Origin of the sequence: Streptomyces sp. NPDC001904 (assembly GCF_040297005.1) — a bacterium.
Taxonomy (GTDB): domain Bacteria; phylum Actinomycetota; class Actinomycetes; order Streptomycetales; family Streptomycetaceae; genus Streptomyces.
The window spans coordinates 12,801-30,465 of record NZ_JBEOYI010000021.1 but is presented as its reverse complement, the minus strand read 5'-3'; the positions used below and the strand labels follow the sequence as shown (position 1 = coordinate 30,465).

Below are 17,665 nucleotides of genomic sequence, written 5' to 3'. Positions count from 1 at the left end.
ACCGGACAGTCATCGCCGAGTCCCCCAAGGCGCGAGCCGGGGGAGCCGGGGACCCACCGAAGTCCCTGGGGTGAATCGGGCTCCTCCCGCAAGGGGGTTGCCCGTAGGAGACCTTCCTGCTCCGAACCCGTCAGCTAACCCGGTAGGCGAGAGGGAAGGAAAGGATCAGCCTCTCCATGGCGTTCACCCGTGCCACCGGGAAGCACCGTCGTCCGAGCCGCATCACGCGTACCACCGCACAGGTCGCGAGTGTCGCCGCGCTCACCACGACCGGTGTCGTCGGCGGCCTCGCCGCCCCCGCGCTCGCCGCGGACACCGCGGCCCCGGAGCAGAACAACCTGACGCAGGCCGTCTCCATCGGCGACTCCCTCGCCGACCAGATCGACGCCCAGGCCGCCGCCCAGAAGAAGGCCGCCGACGCGGCCGCCGCGAAGAAGAAGGCGGAGGCCGAGGCCAAGAAGCGGGCCGAGGAGGCCAAGCGCAAGGCCGAGGAGAAGGCCAAGAAGGAGCGCGAGGCCAAGGAGCGCGCCGCCCGGGAGGCCGAGCGCAAGCGCCTCAACTCCTTCGTGGCGCCCGTCTCCGGCTCGTACGTCTCCACCGCGTACAAGGCCAGCAGCGGTCTGTGGTCCTCCGGCAGCCACACGGGCATCGACTTCCACGCCGCCACCGGCACCGCGGTGCACGCCGTGGGCTCCGGCACCGTCGTCGAGGCCGGCTGGGGCGGCGCGTACGGCAACAACATCGTCATCAAGATGAACGACGGTACGTACACCCAGTACGGTCACCTGTCGTCCATCGGCGTCTCCGTCGGCCAGTCGGTCACCCCCGGCCAGCAGATAGCCCTCTCGGGCGCCACCGGCAACGTCACGGGCCCGCACCTCCACTTCGAGGCCCGCACCGGTCCCGACTACGGCTCGGACATCGACCCCGTCGCGTACCTGCGCTCGCACGGCGTGAACGTCTGACGCGCCCACGCCCGACCCACCTCCGAAAGCCCCGGCTCGCCGAGCCGGGGCTTTCGCGTCGCCTGTCCCGAGCAGACCTCCGGTGTCCAAAAAATATCCCTGGATTCCGGCCTGCCGTCGGAAATTCAAGCGCGGTGGAATAGAGTCGTCGGTCAAGCGCGCTGACCGGAGGTCAATCGCGTTTGTACGGGCGTCAATCGACCGCGTTTCGCGGGGATTAAGGCGGAGGTCGGGTCATGCGCATTCCCGCGCACTCGGTATGCACGGCGATCCGCGACGACATCGTCGCGGGTGTCTACGAGCGCGGCGGCAGGCTCACCGAGGAACTGCTCGCGCGGCGCTACGGCGTCTCGCGCGTTCCGGTCCGTGAGGCGCTGCGCACCCTGGAGGCGGAGGGGTTCGTCGTCACGCGGCGGCACGCGGGCGCGTGCGTCGCCGAACCCACCGAGCAGGAGGCCGCCGATCTCCTGGAGATCCGTATGCTGCTCGAACCGCTGGGCGCGGCCCGTGCGGCCCAGCGCCGCACCGAGGCCCACCTCAAAGTGCTGCGCGGCCTGGTCAGGCTCGGGCAGGAGCGCTCCAGGCGGGGGCAGAACGAGGATCTGCGCTCCCTGGGCGGCTGGTTCCACGAGACGCTCGCCCAGGCCTCCGGAAGCCCCGGTCTGATCACCCTGCTGACCCAGCTGCGGTACAAGATCGCCTGGATGTACGCGGTCGAGACCCCGCCCCGGCCGGCCGACTCCTGGTCCGAGCACGGGGCCATCGTCGACGCCGTGGCCCGCGGCGACGCCGAGCGGGCCCGCGCCCTGACGGCCCAGCACACCGAGCGGGCGACGGCGGCCCACCGGCTGCGCGTCCCGCGCGCGGGTGAGCGTGTGAGGACTTCGCAACATCCCGTAAACACGGCGGGGCTCCAGCATTAACAGGGGAGCCGTATACAAAGAAGTGCACTATTCGCGGAATGGGTCGCGCCCTGTTTTCCGCTGCCTATGCCCGTGCCGCATTCAGTGCGGCGGCTTCCCCCTGCGCATATCCCTGTGTTTTATTCTGCAGGCTTTTTCGCGCACTTCTTTCATGCGTCAATTTCAGTGAGTGCGGGAAGAGCGTCCAGGGCCGTCGTGGCACAGAACGACGGAGCCGCGCGCTCCGAAGAGAAACGCGCGGCTCCGTCGAAGGGTGCCGTGGGTCAGACGGTCTCGGGAAGCTCGTCGAGGCCCTCGGCGACCAGCTTGGCCAGCCGGTCGAGCGCGGCGTCCGCCCCCTCGGCGTCGGAGGCCAGGACGATCTCCTCGCCGCCCTGGGCGCCCAGGCCCAGCACCGCGAGCATCGAGGCGGCGTTGACGGGGTTGCCGTCGGCCTTGGCGATCGTCACGGGGACGCCGGCCGCCGTGGCCGCGCGGACGAAGATGGAGGCGGGACGGGCGTGGAGGCCCTCGGCCCAGCCGACGTTGACGCGGCGCTCAGCCATGTGATGCTGCCCTTCAGGTGTCTCACAGTTGTCTAGACCATTCTCACACACCGTGACCCGTGCTCGCCGCGGACCCACGTCCCGTACGCGCACGGCCCTTCGGCCTCCTTCAGCCTGCCTCCCACGCGCGCGGGCCGCGACCCGTGCGACGGCGACACGCATCCCTCCGCCGGCCGGCGGTCGGCCCTACCCTTGCGGCATGGAGACCCCGTCGGACCGGCACGCCTACCCCGCCCACTGGGAGGCCGACGTGGTGCTGCGCGACGGCGGCACCGCCCGGATCAGGCCCATCACCACCGCGGACGCCGAGCGGCTGACCAGCTTCTACGAGCAGGTCTCGGACGAGTCGAAGTACTACCGCTTCTTCGCGCCCTACCCGCGGCTGTCCGCCAAGGACGTGCACCGCTTCACCCATCACGACTACGTCGACCGGGTCGGCCTCGCGGTCACGGTGGGCGGCGAGTTCATCGCGACGGTCCGCTACGACCGGATCGACGCACGGGGGATGCCCGCCTCCGCCCCGGCCGACGAGGCCGAGGTCGCCTTCCTGGTGCAGGACGCCCACCAGGGGCGCGGTGTCGCCTCCGCCCTCCTCGAACACATCGCGGCCGTCGCGCGCGAGCGCGGCATCCGCCGGTTCGCCGCCGAGGTGCTGCCCGCCAACACCAAGATGATCAAGGTGTTCCGGGATGCCGGATACACGCAGAAGCGCAGCTTCGAGGACGGCGTCGTCCGCCTGGAGTTCGACATCGAGCCCACCGAGGCGTCCCTCGCCGTGCAGCACGCGCGCGAGCAGCGCGCGGAGGCCCGCTCCGTGCAGCGCCTCCTCGCGCCCGGCTCCGTCGCCGTGATCGGCGTGGGACGCACGGCCGGAGGAGTGGGCCACAGCGTTCTCGGCAACCTGAAGGCGGCCGGATTCACCGGCCGCCTCTACGCCGTCAACAAGGCGTTCCCCGCCGACCTCACGGAAGTCGACGGAGTGCCCGCCCACCGTTCGGTCGGGGACATCGACCCGGCCCAGCCCGTGGACCTGGCCGTCGTCGCGGTGCCCGCGCCGGACGTCCCCGAGGTCGTCGCCGAATGCGGCGCGCGCGGCGTACAGGGCCTGGTCGTCGTGTCCGCCGGATACGCCGAGAGCGGCGCCGAGGGCCGGGAGCGCCAGCGCGAACTCGTCCGCCAGGCACGCACCTACGGCATGCGCATCATCGGGCCGAACGCCTTCGGGGTCGTCAACACCTCGCCCGACGTACGGCTCAACGCCTCGCTCGCCCCCGAGATGCCCCGCGCCGGACGCATCGGCCTGTTCGCCCAGTCCGGCGCCATCGGCATCGCCCTGCTGTCCCGGCTGCACCGCAGGGGCGGCGGCGTCACGGGGGTCACCGGCGTCTCCACGTTCGTCTCGGCGGGCAACCGCGCCGACGTCTCCGGCAACGACGTCCTGCAGTACTGGTACGACGACGCCGACACCGACGTCGCCCTGATGTACCTCGAATCGATCGGCAACCCGCGCAAGTTCACCCGCCTCGCACGCCGTACCGCGGCCGCCAAGCCCCTGGTGGTCGTCCAGGGAGCCCGGCACAGCGGCATCGCGCCGACCGGGCACGCCGTCCGTGCCACGCGCCTGCCCTACGCCACCGTCTCCGCCCTGCTGCGCCAGGCGGGTGTCATCCGCGTCGACACGATCACCGAACTCGTCGACGCCGGACTCCTGCTGGCACGCCAGCCGCTGCCCGCGGGCCCGCGCGTCGCCATCCTGGGCAACTCGGAGTCGCTCGGTCTGCTGACCTACGACGTCGCTCTCTCCGAGGGGCTGCGGCCCAAGACACCGCGTGACCTCACCACCCAGGCCTCCGCCGCGGACTTCCGGGCCGCCCTGGAGGAGGCGCTGGCCGACGACAAGACCGACGCCGTTGTCGTCACCGCGATGCCGGTGGTGGGGGAGGACCCGACCGGGGACGCCGAACTGGCGGCCGCCCTGAGCGCGGCCGCCGCCACCGCCCCCACCAAGACCGTGCTCGTCGTCCACGTCGAACTCGGCGGCCTCGCCGAGGCGCTCTCCGCCGCGACCAGCACCGGCCCCAACGCCCCGACCCTGCCGACCCCCGCGACCGCCGGGACCCCGGAGGGCGCCCCGCGCCTCATCCCCGCCTACCCCGCGGCCGAGCGCGCCGTCCGCGCCCTCTCCGAAGCCGCCAAGTACGCCCAGTGGCGGCGCGACGCGGCGGAGCCCGGCAAGGTGCCCGAGTTCGACCGCGTCGACGAGCAGGCCGCCGCGGCCCTCATCACCGGACTGCTCGCCAAGGACGACGATCCGCGTGGCACGGACCTCGCCCCCGAGGACGCCCGCGACCTGCTCGCCCTCTACGGGGTCGACGTCCGCCCGACCCTGCCCGCACCCGACGCCGACCGGGCCGCCGAGGCCGCCCGCACGCTCGGCTACCCGGTGGCCCTGAAGACGACCGCCCCGCACCTGCGCCACCGCGCCGACCTCGGCGGGGTCCGCCTCGACCTCGCCGACGAGGACGACCTGCGCCGCGCCTACGAGGACCTCACCGACCGGCTCGGCAGGCCCGCCGAACTGCGTCCGGTCGTCCAGGCCATGGCGCCGCGGGGTGTCGACACCGTCGTCCGCGCCGTCATCGACCCGGCCGCCGGGGCCGTGCTCTCCTTCGGCCTGGCCGGCGCTCCGTCCGAACTGCTCGGCGACACCGCGCACCGTCTGATCCCGGTGACCGACCGCGACGCGCAGGCGGTCGTCCGTTCGATCAAGACGGCCCCGATTCTGTTCGGCTGGCGCGGCGCCGCCCCCGTCGACACCCCTGCCCTGGAGGAACTGCTCCAGCGGGTGTCCCGGCTCGTCGACGATCATCCCGAGGTCGTCGGCGTCGCCCTCGAACCGGTCGTGGTCGCACAGGCCGGCCTGACCGTCCTCGGCGCCTCCGTCCGGCTCGCGCCCCCGCCCGCCCGTGACGACCTGGGCCCGCGCACGCTGCCCAGCGCCTACTGACCCGGCCCGCGCCTCCGGCGATGCAGCGAAATGCCCTCACGGAGAGTTATCCACAGGCGCATCGGCAGCCTCTTCCCGGGCCTTAGGATGGACCCCATGGCCAAGACCAGTACGACGACCCAAGGGCTGCGAGCGGCGATCGAGCGCAGCGGCTACTACCCGGCCCTCGTGGCCGAGGCGGTGGAGGCCGCGGTCGGCGGCGAGCCGATCTCGTCGTACCTCGTCCACCAGGAGACCACGTTCGACGCGAACGAGGTCCGTCGTCATGTCACCGTCCTGGTCCTGACCGACACCCGCTTCATCGTCAGCCACACCGACGAGCAGGCGGCCGACAGCACCTCCCCGACGCCGTACGCGACGACGTCCACGGAGTCGGTCAAGCTCGACCGGATCTCGTCGGTCGTGCTCAGTCGGGTCGTCGCCAATCCCGAGAAGTACGTCCCGGGCACCCTGCCCCGCGAGGTCGTCCTCACCATCGGCTGGGGCGCCGTCTCCCGCCTCGACCTGGAGCCCGCCGCCTGCGGCGACCCCAACTGCGAGGCCGACCACGGCTACACGGGCAGCTCCACGGCGGACGACCTGAGCCTGCGCGTCAGCGAGGCGGGCGACGGCCCCGAGACCGTGCGCCAGGCACTCGCCTTCGCCCAGTCCCTGTCCGAGGCCACCGCGGACGCGGGACGCTGATGACGCAGGCCGCCTGGGACGACGTAGAGCCGCTGCCCGTCCACACCGCTCCCGTCCCGGCGTACGGCACCGGATCCCTCGCGGACCTGCTGCCCACCCTCGGCGCCCACCTGGGCGTCCCCGACTGCACCCCGGCCATCGCCGAGCTCTCCCCGGTCGACCGGGCCTGCGTCTTCCTGATCGACGGCCTCGGCTGGGAGCAGCTGAAGGCGCACCCCGACGAGGCGCCGTTCCTGCACTCGCTCATAGCGTCCTCGCGCGGCGGCACGGGCCGCCCGATCACCGCCGGCTATCCGGCGACCACCGCGACCTCCCTCGCCTCGGTCGGCACCGGACTGCCGCCCGGCGCCCACGGCCTGCCCGGCTACACGGTGCGCAACCCGGAGACCGGCCAGCTGATGAACCAGCTCCGCTGGAAGCCCTGGACGAAGCCGAAGACCTGGCAGCCCTACCCCACGCTCTTCCAGCGCGCCCACGACGCGGGCGTGCACACCGCCCAGGTGTCCGCCCCCACCTTCGAGTCGACCCCCCTCACGAAGATCGCGCTGAGCGGCACCTTCTACGGCAGACTCTCCGGCGAGGACCGCATGGACCTGGCCGCCGAGCAACTGGCGGCGGGGGACCGGTCGTTGGTCTACACGTACTACAGCGAGGTGGACGGCAAGGGGCACCGCTTCGGTCTCGACTCCGACCCGTGGCGCGGCCAGTTGATGTACGTCGACCGGCTCGCCCAGCGCCTCGCCGAGCAACTGCCGCCGCGCAGCGCCCTGTACGTCACCGCCGACCACGGCATGGTCGACATCCCCTTCGACGAGCAGTCCCGGATCGACTTCGACGAGGACTGGGAGCTGGGCGCGGGTGTCGCCCTGCTCGGCGGCGAGGGCCGCGCCCGCCATGTCTACGCGGTGCCCGGCGCCCAGGGTGACGTCCTCGCCGTGTGGCGCGAGGTGCTCGGCGAGCAGTTCTGGATCGCGAGCCGGGACGAGGCGATCGCCGCGGGCTGGTTCGGACCCCACGTCGACCAGCGGGTGTACGACCGTCTCGGCGACGTGATCGCCGCCGCCCGCGACGACGTGCTCATCATCGCCTCGCAGAGCGAGCCGAAGGAGTCCCTGATGGTGGGCAACCACGGCTCGATGACCCCGGCGGAACAGCTCGTACCGCTTCTCGAAGCACGCTCCTGACCCTCTACCGCATCCCCCCCCCCACCGCCTCCCCTCCGCCGCACGATCCGAAAGGTGCTCGACCTCCCATGCCCGAGCTGGTGTTCTTCTCCGGAACGATGGACTGCGGAAAGAGCACCCTGGCTCTGCAGATCGAGCACAACCGCTCGGCCCGCGGCCTCCAGGGCATGATCTTCACCCGGGACGACCGGGCCGGCGAGGGAAAGCTCTCCTCGCGCCTCGGCCTGGTCACCGACGCCGTGGAGGTCGCCGACGACCTGGATGTGTACGCGTACGTCGTGGACCACCTCTCCCAGGGCGGCAAGGTGGACTACGTCATCGCCGACGAGGCGCAGTTCCTCGCTCCCGGACAGATCGACCAGCTGGCCCGGATCGTCGACGACCTCGAACTCGACGTCTACGCCTTCGGCATCACGACGGACTTCCGCTCCAAGCTGTTCCCCGGCTCCCAGCGGCTGGTCGAGCTCGCCGACCGCGTCGAGGTGCTCCAGGTCGAGGCGCTGTGCTGGTGCGGTGCGCGCGCCACCCACAACGCCCGCACCGTCAACGGGGAGATGGTCGTCGAGGGCGCCCAGGTCGTCGTCGGAGACGTCAACCAGGCCGAGGACCGGATCGGCTACGAGGTGCTGTGCCGGCGCCATCACCGGCGCCGGATGACGAGCGCGGGCGCACGGGCCGCCGCGCTCTCGCCCGATGTGCTGCCGGTCGCCCCGGCCTGAGATCCGCTTCCCAGCGGTCCGCGGCCGTCGGCGTCACGCCTCGCGTGATGCCACGAGCGCGAACCGCGCCCCCTCCGGATCCGCCACCGTGGCCACCCGCCCGTGCGAGCCCTCCCGCGCGGGCCGGACCACGTGTCCGCCCAGATCGGCGACGCGCTCCACGGCCTCGTCGACATCGGCCGCCTCGAAGTACGTCATCCAGTGCGAGCCCCGATCACGGGGCAGGGCGTGCCCCACGCCCTGCACGGACGCCACCGGGCGACCCTCAAGGCACAGTGCCAGATGGTCGAAGTCGGCGGAGACCACGGCCTCTTCGGTGTACCCGAAGACCGCCTGGTAGAACTTGGCGACGCTCGCGGTCTCCCGCGTCACCAGCTCGTTCCACACCACCGAGCCGGGCACGCCGGTCACCGCCATGCCCAGGTGCGAGGCCGCCTGCCAGAGCCCGAACACGGCGCCCACCGGGTCGGAGGCCATCGCCATCCGGCCCGCCTCGCCGGCGTCCAGCGGGCCGACGCCCACGGTGCCGCCGCAGTGCCGCACCGACTCCGCCGTCACGTCCACGTCCTCCGCGGCCAGATACGGCGTCCAGGCGATCGGCAGGTGACGGTCGGGCGGCAGCTGGCCGATGCCGGCCACCTCCGCGCCGTCGAGCAGGGCCCGCGCATACGGGCCGAGCTGCTGCGGTCCCGGCCTGAACTCCCAGCCGAACAGCGCCCCGTAGAAGTCCTGGGTCGCCGCCATGTCGTGCACCATCAGGCTCACCCAGCAAGGGGTGCCGGGCACGCGCCGGGCTGCTGCCTCGGTCATCGTCACTCTCTCCTCGGACTTCTCGGACCAGAACCCTCGGGCCCTGCATCGGGCTCCACACGTCGTACCGCGCCCGTGTCGATGGTGGCACTGGGTGCCGCGCGGCGCTTCCCGACCGCACCGGAGACTTCGGGCTCCTCGCCCGGGACGCCCGAAACGGTGTGTCGCGCACGCTGCCGCGCCATGACCGGACCGTGACCGGCAGGTCGACGCTGTGTAGTCGATCGAGCACGCTATCCGAACGCGGGCGCTCGGGCCAGAGCATGAGCAAGGATGGACCGCATGAATGCCATCATCACCGCATCCGAACTTGCGAGCGAGTTGGCGGGGGAGCGACCGCCCGTCGTGCTCGACGTCCGCTGGCAGCTCAGCCTCGCGAAGGCCGCAGGAGCCCCGGAATTCGACGGCCGTGCCGCGTACGCAGCAGGTCACGTCCCTGGTGCCGTCTTCGTCGACCTGGACCGGGAGCTGGCCGGACAGGCGGGTCCCGAGGCGGGCCGGCACCCCCTGCCGGATCTTGCCGTGTTCGGGGCCGCCATGCGGGCGGCCGGCGTGTCGGCGGACCGCGACGTGGTCGTGTACGACGGCGGACAGGGCTGGGCGGCGGCCCGCGCCTGGTGGCTGCTGCGCTGGACGGGGCACCCGTCCGTGCGGGTCCTCGACGGTGGCCTGCCCGCCTGGGAGGGCCCGACGGAGACCGCGAGCCCGTCGCCCCGCCCCGGCACCTTCGACCCTGCACCCGGTGCCACCGGCCTCCTCGACGCGGACGCGGCGGCCGCGCTGGCCCGCTCCGGACTGCTCCTGGACGCCCGCGCCGCCGAGCGCTACCGGGGCGACGTGGAGCCCATCGACCGGGTCGGCGGCCACATCCCGGGCGCGGTGTCGGCCCCGACCACGGAGAACGTCACCGGTGACGGCCGCTTCCGTCACGCCGCCGACCTCGCCGAGCGCTTCAAGTCGCTTGGCGCGACCGGTGATCCGGACCAGGTGGGCGTGTATTGCGGCTCCGGTGTCTCGGGTGCCCACGAGGTCCTGGCGCTCGCGGTCGCCGGGATCGACGCGCAGCTGTACGTCGGTTCGTGGTCGCAGTGGTCGGCGGACGCGTCCCGTCCGGTGGCGACGGGCCCCGACCCGCAGTAGGCGATCCCCGGAACGCGATCGGGGCCCGGGTGAGTGAACGTCCCGGGCCCCGATCGCATACCTCTTGGCGGTTCCTGCCGCTAGTCCTGCTTCTTACGGCGCGTGCCGAACACGATCTCGTCCCAGCTCGGCACCGCGGCCCGGCGTCCGGGGCGCACCCCGTCGGCCTCGGCCTGCCGGTCGGTGGTGCCGGTGAGGCGGTCCCGGTGGCCCGCGACGGAGCGCGGCATCAGCACGTCCGCGTACGCCGCTCCGGCTCCGGCCGACGCGGCGGGCGCGGGCGGCTCCTCCAGCTCGGCGGCCGCGGGCGGCTCCGGCTCCTCCTGCGGCTCGGGAGCCGCCGTCGGACGCTCGGGGACCACGATGTCGCCGCGGTAGCTCGGTACCGCCTCCAGCAGGCTGGTCAGCGAGTCGCGCTCCGAGGAGGAGGCGATCGCCGGCAGGTTCTCCTCGGAGGACGGCTCCGGCGGCGGGGCGGGACGCTCCAGCTGCCGGTCCAGGGCGCGGTCCAGCGGCCGGTCCCGCGGCAGCCGCGCGATACGCGGCACGAACGGGAACGTGGGTTCGGGCGCACCGATGTCGTCGGACTCGCCGATCAGCGAGCGCGCCTCGTCGTCCACGGCCTGGACGAGCCTGCGGGGCGGGTCGTAGGTCCAGCTCGCCGAGTGCGGTTCGCCCGCGACCCGGTAGACGAGGAGGACTTCCCAGGTGCCGTCGTCGCGGCGCCAGGAGTCCCACTGGACGGTTTCCTTGTCGGCGCCGCGCAGCAGGAGTCGCTCCTGCACCGCCTCGCCGAGCTGGGGGCCGGTGTTCTCGCCGGGACGGCGCACGGGAGTCTTCCTGGCCCGCTCGGCCATGAACGCACGCTCCGCGAGCACGGGGCCCTCGAAACGGCGTACGCGGTCGACCGGAATGCCTGCGAGCTGGGCGACCTCCTCGGCGGAGGCTCCTGCTCGTATGCGCGCCTGGATGTCACGCGGGCGGAGGTGGCTCTCCACCTCGATCTCGATCTGGCCGAGGCGCGGACGGTCGCCGCGCACGGCGGCCCGGAGGCGCTCGTCGATCGGAAGCGTGTACTCCGTGCTGTCCGCAGCCTTCAGCACCAGCCGTGTGCCGTCGTTAGAGACGGCCACGACACGCAGTTCGGGCATGGGGACCTCCCGGGTGGTGCCTGCCGACGTCACGTGCGTCGCTGCTTCCGCTAGTCGAGTGTGGCCTGCCCGGGTGCAGCCTGCCACAACCTTGCCGAGTTGCCCGGCGTGTCGGGCATGGACCCAAGATCGCCGTTATGGCACGGTTACTTGTTCGCAACGCTAAGTGACCGAGTCCGTCACCCTGTGCAACGAGCCCCCTCCCGGCGGTCCTGGAAGGCCCCGGTGCACCCTGCCGGGAGACCGGACCCAGGGCTCGCAACAGTACTCCATTCGGGCCACTCGCGTGGATCGGCACGCCGCTCAACTTCTCACGCTGGTGGGGAGTTGGGTGCGGCATCCCTGTCGGGAGCGTCCCGTTCGTGGGGAATGTGCGTGGCGTGCTTCACGAAATCTGCGGAACCGGAACTGCACGCTCCCTATAGACGTCCCTCTCTCATACGACACAGGAAGTTCGCGTAACCTCGGGAACTTCTGTACGAATCAGTCGTGTATGTCGAGAAGGGCAGGCTAGATCAGGAGATGGGCGAGAAGCCGGAAAACTCCAAGGACGATCAGGGTGAGCCCAAGGAGAAGAAGCGGCTGGATCTGAGCGTGCCCCAGGTGGCGGGCAGTGCGGTCGCCGCCGTCGTGGCCGCGAAGCTCGCCTCCAGCTTCGGTGTCTACGGGACGATCCTGGGCGCCGGTGTGGTCAGTGCCCTCGCCACCTGCGGCGGCACGGTGTTCCAGCACTTCTTCCGGCGCACGGGCGAGCAGATACGCGACGTCGCCGTGACCGGCAAGCCCAAGGGGCGGCAGGTTCCGGTGACGGCCGAAGGGCGCCCCGTTCCGCGCACGTTCCGCTCGGACGCCTCGATGGACGCCACGAAGGCGATGGTCACGGGCGAGCGCCCGCCCGCGGCACGGCCCGCCGTGAACGCGATGCCGACCGCCCCGACCACCACCACGTGGGGCAGGAACGATCCTGCACACACCGCCGACGCCGCCGACACGGCGCACACCGCGTACGCCGACGAGACCACCGTGCTGCCGCAGGTGTCCGGTGGCCCCGCGACGGACCTCGACGGGACTCAACTGCTCGACACCGGCGCCGTGGCCGACCTGCTGGCCGACACCGGCACCGGCACGGGTGGGGCGGCCGCCGACGACGACCGTACGCGTGTGCTGGGCACGGTCCGCGAGGCCGACCCGGACAAGACGCAGCTGATCACGACCGAGGGCGTCGACGAGGCCACGCGTCTGCTGCGGGTCGCGGGGGACGAACCCGGCGGGCTGCCGGCCCCGGGCGAGGGTGACGAGGAGTTCACCGAGGGGACGGTGCACCGCAGCCGTGTCAAGAGCTGGAAGCGGCCGCTGATCGCCGCGGCCGTCGTCTTCGGCGTCACCATGGGGGGCATCACGACGTACGAGGTGGTGAGCGGCCACAGCTTCAGCGGTGACGGCAACACCACCATCAGCGACGTCTTCAAGGGGCACAACAGGTCCTCCGGCGGCGACACCGGTCCGGCGCCCGGCACCTCGCAGGAGCCGTCCGACACCGGCAGCACCGGCACGGACGGAGCCACGGAGAACGGTGACGGCTCGTCCACGGACGGGAGCGCCAGCCCCACGCCGACGCCCAGCCGGAGCAGCGACTCCGGCACGGGGAACGACACGGACAACGGTTCCGACAACGGGTCCGACAACGGCTCGGACTCCGATGACGACGGTGCGTCGTCCACCCCGACGCCCACGCCGACCCCGTCGCAGAGCACGGGCTCGGGCACCGGTGCCACCAGCGACACCGGCACGCAGACGCCGGGGGAGTAGGCGCGGTCAGTCGCCGAGGACCCGGCGCAGGTAGGCGTTGCCGAACAGGCGGTCCGGGTCCAGGCGGTCGCGCAGCTCCGTGAACTCGCCGAAGCGCGGGTAGGCCTGCGCGAAGTACTCGGCGTCGCGGGTGTGCACCTTGCCCCAGTGCGGGCGGCCCTCGTGGGCGGTGAAGATCCGCTCGGCCGCGGTGAAGTACCGCTGGTACGGGGTGCCCTTGTACATGTGGACGGCGATGTAGGCGCTGTCCCGGCCCGAGGCCGTGGACAGCGCGATGTCGTCCGCCGGGGCGGTACGGACCTCCACGGGGAAGCTGACCCGCAGATCCGAGCCGTCCACCATGGCCTTCAGCTCGCGCAGCGTCGCCGCGAGGGCTTCGCGCGGAACCGCGTACTCCATCTCCACGAAGCGCACCCGGCGCGGAGATGTGAAGACCTTGTAGGGAATGTCGGTGTACGTCCGGGCGGAGAGCGCCTTGCTGGAGACCTTGGCGATCGCCGGGATCGTGGCGGGCACGGCCCGGCCGATCGAATTGACCACCTGGAAGAGACCGTTGGAGAGGATCTCGTCCTCCCACAGGCTGCTGACCGCCGAGACCGGCGCCTCGGGACCCGCGCTGCGGTTGTTGCGCTTGGTGTTGCAGTTGCCGGTGTGCGGGAACCAGTAGAACTCGAAGTGCTCGTTCTCGGCGTGCAGCTCGTCGAAGTCCGCGAGCACCTTGTCGAAGCTCATCGGCTCCTCGCGCGCGGTGAGCAGGAAGACCGGCTCCACGGCGAAGGTGATCGCGGTGACGATGCCGAGCGCGCCCAGGCCGATCCGGGCGGCCGCGAAGACCTCGGGGCGCTCCGTCGCGGAGCAGGAGATCAGCTCGCCCGCCGCCGTGACCAGTTCGAGGCCCTTGATCTGCGCGGCGATGGAGGCCGAGTCGCGGCCCGTGCCGTGGGTGCCGGTGCTGGTGGCGCCGGAGACGGTCTGCTCCATGATGTCGCCCATGTTCGTGAGCGACAGGCCCTCGCGGGCCAGGGCCATGTTGAGCCGCTTGAGCGGAGTGCCGGCCTCGACCGTGACAGTGCCCTTGTCACGATCGATGTTCCGTATGCCCGTCAACAACTGAGGGCGGATCAGGACGCCGTCGGTCGCCGCCGCGGCCGTGAAGGAGTGGCCCGTGCCGACGGCCTTCACCTTCAGCCCGTCCTCCGCCGCCCTGCGCACGGCCGCGGTCAGTTCCTCGACCGAGGCGGGCGTCACCTCGCGCACGGGGCGTGAGACGACGTTCCCCGCCCAGTTACGCCACGCTGCGCCGCTCTTGCTGCTGCTGCCCGTCTGCGCCGTGCTCATCGGTTGTTCCTCCCCGCTGCGGAACCGGCTGCTTCAGCCGGCGGTACCCCAGGAACGCGACCAGGACCGCGACGGCGCCGGAGATCCCCGGCACCCCGTACCCGGCCTTCGCGCCGGCGGCGTCGATCACCCAGCCGGACACGGAGGAGCCGAGCGCGACACCGGCCGTCAGTCCGGTGCTCACCCAGGTCATGCCCTCGGTCAGCTTCGCGCGCGGTACGTGCTGCTCGACGAGGGCCATCGTCGTGATCATCGTGGGAGCGACGGTCAGGCCCGCTACGAAGAGCGCCACGGCCAGGAGTGACAGGTTCCCGACCAGTTGGAGGGGGATCATACTCACGGCCATCACGCACACTCCCACCACCCACCTGCGGGCGGGGGCGCCGCTGAAGTGCAGCAGCCCGAACACCGCTCCGGCGAGGCACGAACCGGCCGCGTACACGGCGAGCACGAGGCTGGCCATCGACTTGTGCCCCTGGTCCTCCGCGAAGGCCACCGTCACCACGTCGATGGAGCCGAAGATCGCGCCCGTGGCGACGAACGTGGCCACCAGAACCTGCAATCCGCGCGCGCGGAGCGCCGATCCCGAGCTCTCCTGGGTCCGCGGGTGCGGTAGCGGCTCCGTGGCGCGCTGGCCGGTCAGCCAGAAGACGCCGACCGCGAGGAAGCAGCCGGCGAGCAGCGGGCCCGCCTCCGGGAACCACGCCGTGGACAGCCCGATCGAGATGATCGGCCCGAAGATGAAGCACACCTCGTCGATGACGGACTCGAAGGAGTACGCCGTGTGCAGCGACCGCGGGGTGTCCCGGTACAGCACCGCCCAGCGGGCCCTGATCATCGACCCGACGCTCGGCACGCAGCCGATGAACGCGGCGCTCACGAACAGCGTCCAGTCCGGTGCCTCGTACTTCGCGCACAGCAGCATCCCGGCGACCGCGACGAGCGAGACGAGCGTGGCCGGACGCAGCACGCGCCGCTGGCCGTACTGGTCGACGAGGCGGGAGATCTGCGGCCCGATCGCGGCGGCGGACAGCGCCACCGTCGCCGACAGCGCCCCCGCGAGGCCGTAGCGCCCGGTCAGCTGCGAGACCATCGTCACGATCCCGATGCCCATCATCGACAGGGGCATCCGGCCCAGGAACCCGGCGACCGAGAAGCTCTTGGTGCCGGGCAGGGCGAATATGGCGCGGTAGGGGCTGGGCAAAACGACTCCGGTCGGGCGGGCACCCGGGCGCGCCCGAGGGCGGCTCGGCACGGTACGGGGCGTAACTGGTAAGGCGTGAACGCGGCTCAAACAGCTTACGCGTGTCAGAGTTCGACCGGCATGGCAGTTTTCCGCCTGTCAGTGACGGGTGGCAGGATCGAACACATGCCAGAAGCGCACGCTGCCAGCCTCGATGCCCGCCCGTACGACGCCCTGCTCCTGCTCTCCTTCGGAGGCCCGGAGGGCCCCGACGACGTCGTCCCGTTCCTGGAGAACGTGACGAGGGGCCGAGGCATCCCCAAGGAACGGCTCAAGGAAGTCGGGCAGCACTACTTCCTGTTCGGCGGGGTCAGCCCGATCAACGACCAGAACAGGGCGCTGCTCGACGCCCTGCGCAAGGACTTCGCGGAGCACGGCCTCGACCTGCCGGTCTACTGGGGGAACAGGAACTGGGCGCCGTATCTGACCGACACCCTGCGCGAGATGGTCACCGACGGCCACCGCCGCATTCTCGTCCTCGCCACCAGCGCGTACGCCTCGTACTCGGGCTGCCGCCAGTACCGCGAGAACCTCGCGGAGTCGCTGGCCGTCCTGGAGGCCGAGGGTCTCGAACTGCCGAGGATCGACAAGCTGCGGCACTACTTCAACCACCCCGGCTTCGTGCGCCCCATGGTCGACGGCGTCCTCAGGTCGCTCGCCGACCTCCCCGACGACGTGCGGGACGGCGCCCACATCGCCTTCACGACCCACTCCATCCCCACGGCGGCCGCCGACACCTCCGGACCCGCCGAGGACCACGGCGACGGTGGCGCGTACGTGGCGCAGCACCTGGACGTCGCGCGGCTGATCGCGGACGCCGTGCGCGAGGAGACCGGCGTCGACCACCCGTGGCAGCTCGTCTACCAGTCGCGGTCCGGCGCCCCGCACATCCCGTGGCTGGAGCCCGACATCTGCGACCACCTGGAGGAGCGGAAGGAAGCCGGGGTGCCCGCGGTCGTCATGGCCCCCATCGGCTTCGTCTCGGACCACATGGAGGTCCTGTACGACCTCGACACGGAGGCCACGGACAAGGCCGCGGAGATCGGCCTGCCGGTGCGCCGCTCCGCCACCGTGGGCGCCGACCCGCGCTTCGCCACTGCTGTACGCGAGCTGATCCTGGAGCGCGCCGCGACCGAGAGCGGCAGGAACGTCACACGCTGCGCACTCGGCGCGCTCCGCCCGAGCCACGACCTCTGCCCGGTGGGCTGCTGCCCGGCCCGTGCCCCCAAGCCCGCGGCCGCGGGCGCCGACAGCCCGTACGCGTAAGGACACCGCTGTGACCGATCTGAAGGCAGAGCTGCTCGACGTCGCCCTGGAGGCGGCCGCCCGCGCGGGCGTCTTCCTGCGCGAAGGCCGCCCGGCCGACCTCGGCGTCGCCGCCACCAAGACCAGCGCCGTCGACGTGGTCACCGAGATGGACATCGCCTCCGAGAAGCTGATCACGGACTTCCTGGCCGAGTGCCGCCCCGACGACGGCGTGCTCGGCGAGGAGGGTGCCGCATCGGAGGGCACCAGCGGCGTCGAGTGGGTGATCGACCCCATCGACGGCACGGTCAACTACCTGTACGGGCGCCCCGAGTGGTCCGTGTCGATCGCGGCCCGCAAGGACGGCGAGACGCTGGTCGGCGTCGTCGCGGCCCCGATGCGCGGGGAGACCTACCGCGCGGTCCTCGGCGGCGGCGCGTTCGTGAACGACGAACCCGTGCGCGTGCGCGTGGCACCGCCCTTCGAGCAGGCCCTGGTCGGTACGGGGTTCGGCTACCTGGCGCAGCGGCGGGCCCATCAGGCGGAAGTCGTACGGGAGTTGGTGCCGCGCGTCCGCGACATCCGGCGCGGTGGCTCGGCCGCCATCGACCTGTGCGACGTGGCCCTCGGCCGCCTCGACGCGTACTACGAGCGCGGCCTGAACCCCTGGGACTTCGCGGCCGGCGACCTCATCGCGCGCGAGGCGGGTGCCCGCACCGGCGGCCGCCCGGGAGACGCCCTGTCGAGCGAGCTGACGATCGCCGCCCCGCCCGGCCTCTTCGAGGCCCTGCAGAACCGCCTGGAAGAGCTCGGCGCCTGGCACGACTGACCGCCGCACCCCGCCCACGGAAAGGGCCCCGGCGCCCGCCTGGATCGAACCAGGCGCCGGGGCCCTTCCCTGT

General features: G+C 72.0%; 15 protein-coding genes and 1 riboswitch. Of the genes, 10 read left to right on the top strand and 5 right to left on the bottom strand.

Features of this window, described 5'->3' with window-relative positions; translation table 11 throughout:
• The first annotated feature begins 3 nt into the window (after positions 1 to 3).
• Positions 4 to 164, top strand: a riboswitch (cyclic di-AMP (ydaO/yuaA leader).
• 12 nt (positions 165 to 176) lie between these two features.
• Positions 177 to 965 (top strand): M23 family metallopeptidase, encoded by a 789-nt coding sequence (locus ABT127_RS28310; protein WP_351455780.1) that lies wholly within the window; start codon positions 177 to 179, stop codon positions 963 to 965.
• A gap of 236 nt (positions 966 to 1,201) precedes the next feature.
• Positions 1,202 to 1,888, top strand: a complete 687-nt coding sequence (locus ABT127_RS28305; protein ID WP_351455777.1) for a GntR family transcriptional regulator — start codon at positions 1,202 to 1,204, stop codon at positions 1,886 to 1,888.
• 263 nt (positions 1,889 to 2,151) lie between these two features.
• On the opposite strand, the gene ABT127_RS28300 is transcribed toward ABT127_RS28305, so the two are convergent.
• Entirely contained in the window at positions 2,152 to 2,433 is a 282-nt protein-coding gene (locus ABT127_RS28300; RefSeq protein ID WP_073755402.1) for an HPr family phosphocarrier protein, read from the bottom strand.
• Positions 2,434 to 2,632: 199 nt separating this feature from the next.
• Here ABT127_RS28300 and ABT127_RS28295 point away from each other — a divergent pair, with 199 nt between their 5' ends.
• From ABT127_RS28295 to ABT127_RS28280, 4 genes are all read left to right on the top strand, one after another.
• Positions 2,633 to 5,440, top strand: coding sequence for a bifunctional acetate--CoA ligase family protein/GNAT family N-acetyltransferase (locus tag ABT127_RS28295; RefSeq protein ID WP_351455773.1), 2,808 nt, complete (start codon positions 2,633 to 2,635; stop codon positions 5,438 to 5,440).
• 87 nt (positions 5,441 to 5,527) lie between these two features.
• Positions 5,528 to 6,124, top strand: a complete 597-nt coding sequence (locus ABT127_RS28290) for a DUF5998 family protein (protein WP_111662547.1) — start codon at positions 5,528 to 5,530, stop codon at positions 6,122 to 6,124.
• Positions 6,124 to 7,308 (top strand): alkaline phosphatase family protein, encoded by a 1,185-nt coding sequence (locus ABT127_RS28285; RefSeq protein WP_351455771.1) that lies wholly within the window; start codon positions 6,124 to 6,126, stop codon positions 7,306 to 7,308. The genes ABT127_RS28290 and ABT127_RS28285 overlap by 1 nt, the downstream gene beginning before the upstream one ends.
• Positions 7,309 to 7,376: 68 nt before the next feature.
• Positions 7,377 to 8,027 carry a thymidine kinase gene (locus ABT127_RS28280; RefSeq protein ID WP_351455768.1) on the top strand — a complete coding sequence of 217 codons (651 nt, stop codon included), beginning with the start codon at positions 7,377 to 7,379 and terminating at the stop codon, positions 8,025 to 8,027.
• Between the two features lie 33 nt (positions 8,028 to 8,060).
• On the opposite strand, the gene ABT127_RS28275 is transcribed toward ABT127_RS28280, so the two are convergent.
• Entirely contained in the window at positions 8,061 to 8,837 is a 777-nt protein-coding gene (locus tag ABT127_RS28275) for a VOC family protein (RefSeq protein WP_351455765.1), read from the bottom strand.
• Positions 8,838 to 9,119: 282 nt separating this feature from the next.
• Between ABT127_RS28275 and ABT127_RS28270 the strand changes: the two genes are divergently transcribed.
• On the top strand, positions 9,120 to 9,977 hold the full coding sequence (locus tag ABT127_RS28270; protein ID WP_351455763.1) for a sulfurtransferase: 858 nt from the start codon (positions 9,120 to 9,122) through the stop codon (positions 9,975 to 9,977).
• 80 nt (positions 9,978 to 10,057) lie between these two features.
• Here ABT127_RS28270 and sepH read toward each other — a convergent pair whose 3' ends face one another.
• Positions 10,058 to 11,128 carry a septation protein SepH gene (sepH, locus tag ABT127_RS28265; RefSeq protein WP_351455760.1) on the bottom strand — a complete coding sequence of 357 codons (1,071 nt, stop codon included), beginning with the start codon at positions 11,126 to 11,128 and terminating at the stop codon, positions 10,058 to 10,060.
• Between the two features lie 489 nt (positions 11,129 to 11,617).
• On the opposite strand from sepH, the gene ABT127_RS28260 reads away from it, so the two are divergent.
• The gene (locus ABT127_RS28260) at positions 11,618 to 12,937 is read left to right on the top strand and encodes a hypothetical protein (protein WP_351455758.1); all 1,320 of its coding nucleotides are present in this window, start codon (positions 11,618 to 11,620) and stop codon (positions 12,935 to 12,937) included.
• A 6-nt stretch (positions 12,938 to 12,943) separates the two neighbouring features.
• On the opposite strand, the gene ABT127_RS28255 is transcribed toward ABT127_RS28260, so the two are convergent.
• The gene (locus ABT127_RS28255) at positions 12,944 to 14,275 is read right to left on the bottom strand and encodes a D-arabinono-1,4-lactone oxidase (protein ID WP_351455756.1); all 1,332 of its coding nucleotides are present in this window, start codon (positions 14,273 to 14,275) and stop codon (positions 12,944 to 12,946) included.
• Positions 14,223 to 15,479, bottom strand: coding sequence for an MFS transporter (locus tag ABT127_RS28250; protein ID WP_351455754.1), 1,257 nt, complete (start codon positions 15,477 to 15,479; stop codon positions 14,223 to 14,225). The genes ABT127_RS28255 and ABT127_RS28250 overlap by 53 nt, the downstream gene beginning before the upstream one ends.
• Positions 15,480 to 15,644: 165 nt before the next feature.
• Between ABT127_RS28250 and ABT127_RS28245 the strand changes: the two genes are divergently transcribed.
• Together ABT127_RS28245 and ABT127_RS28240 are read left to right on the top strand one after the other, a co-directional pair.
• The gene (locus ABT127_RS28245) at positions 15,645 to 16,784 is read left to right on the top strand and encodes a ferrochelatase (RefSeq protein WP_351455751.1); all 1,140 of its coding nucleotides are present in this window, start codon (positions 15,645 to 15,647) and stop codon (positions 16,782 to 16,784) included.
• A 10-nt stretch (positions 16,785 to 16,794) separates the two neighbouring features.
• Entirely contained in the window at positions 16,795 to 17,592 is a 798-nt protein-coding gene (locus ABT127_RS28240) for an inositol monophosphatase family protein (RefSeq protein WP_351455748.1), read from the top strand.
• The last annotated feature ends 73 nt before the right edge of the window (positions 17,593 to 17,665 follow it).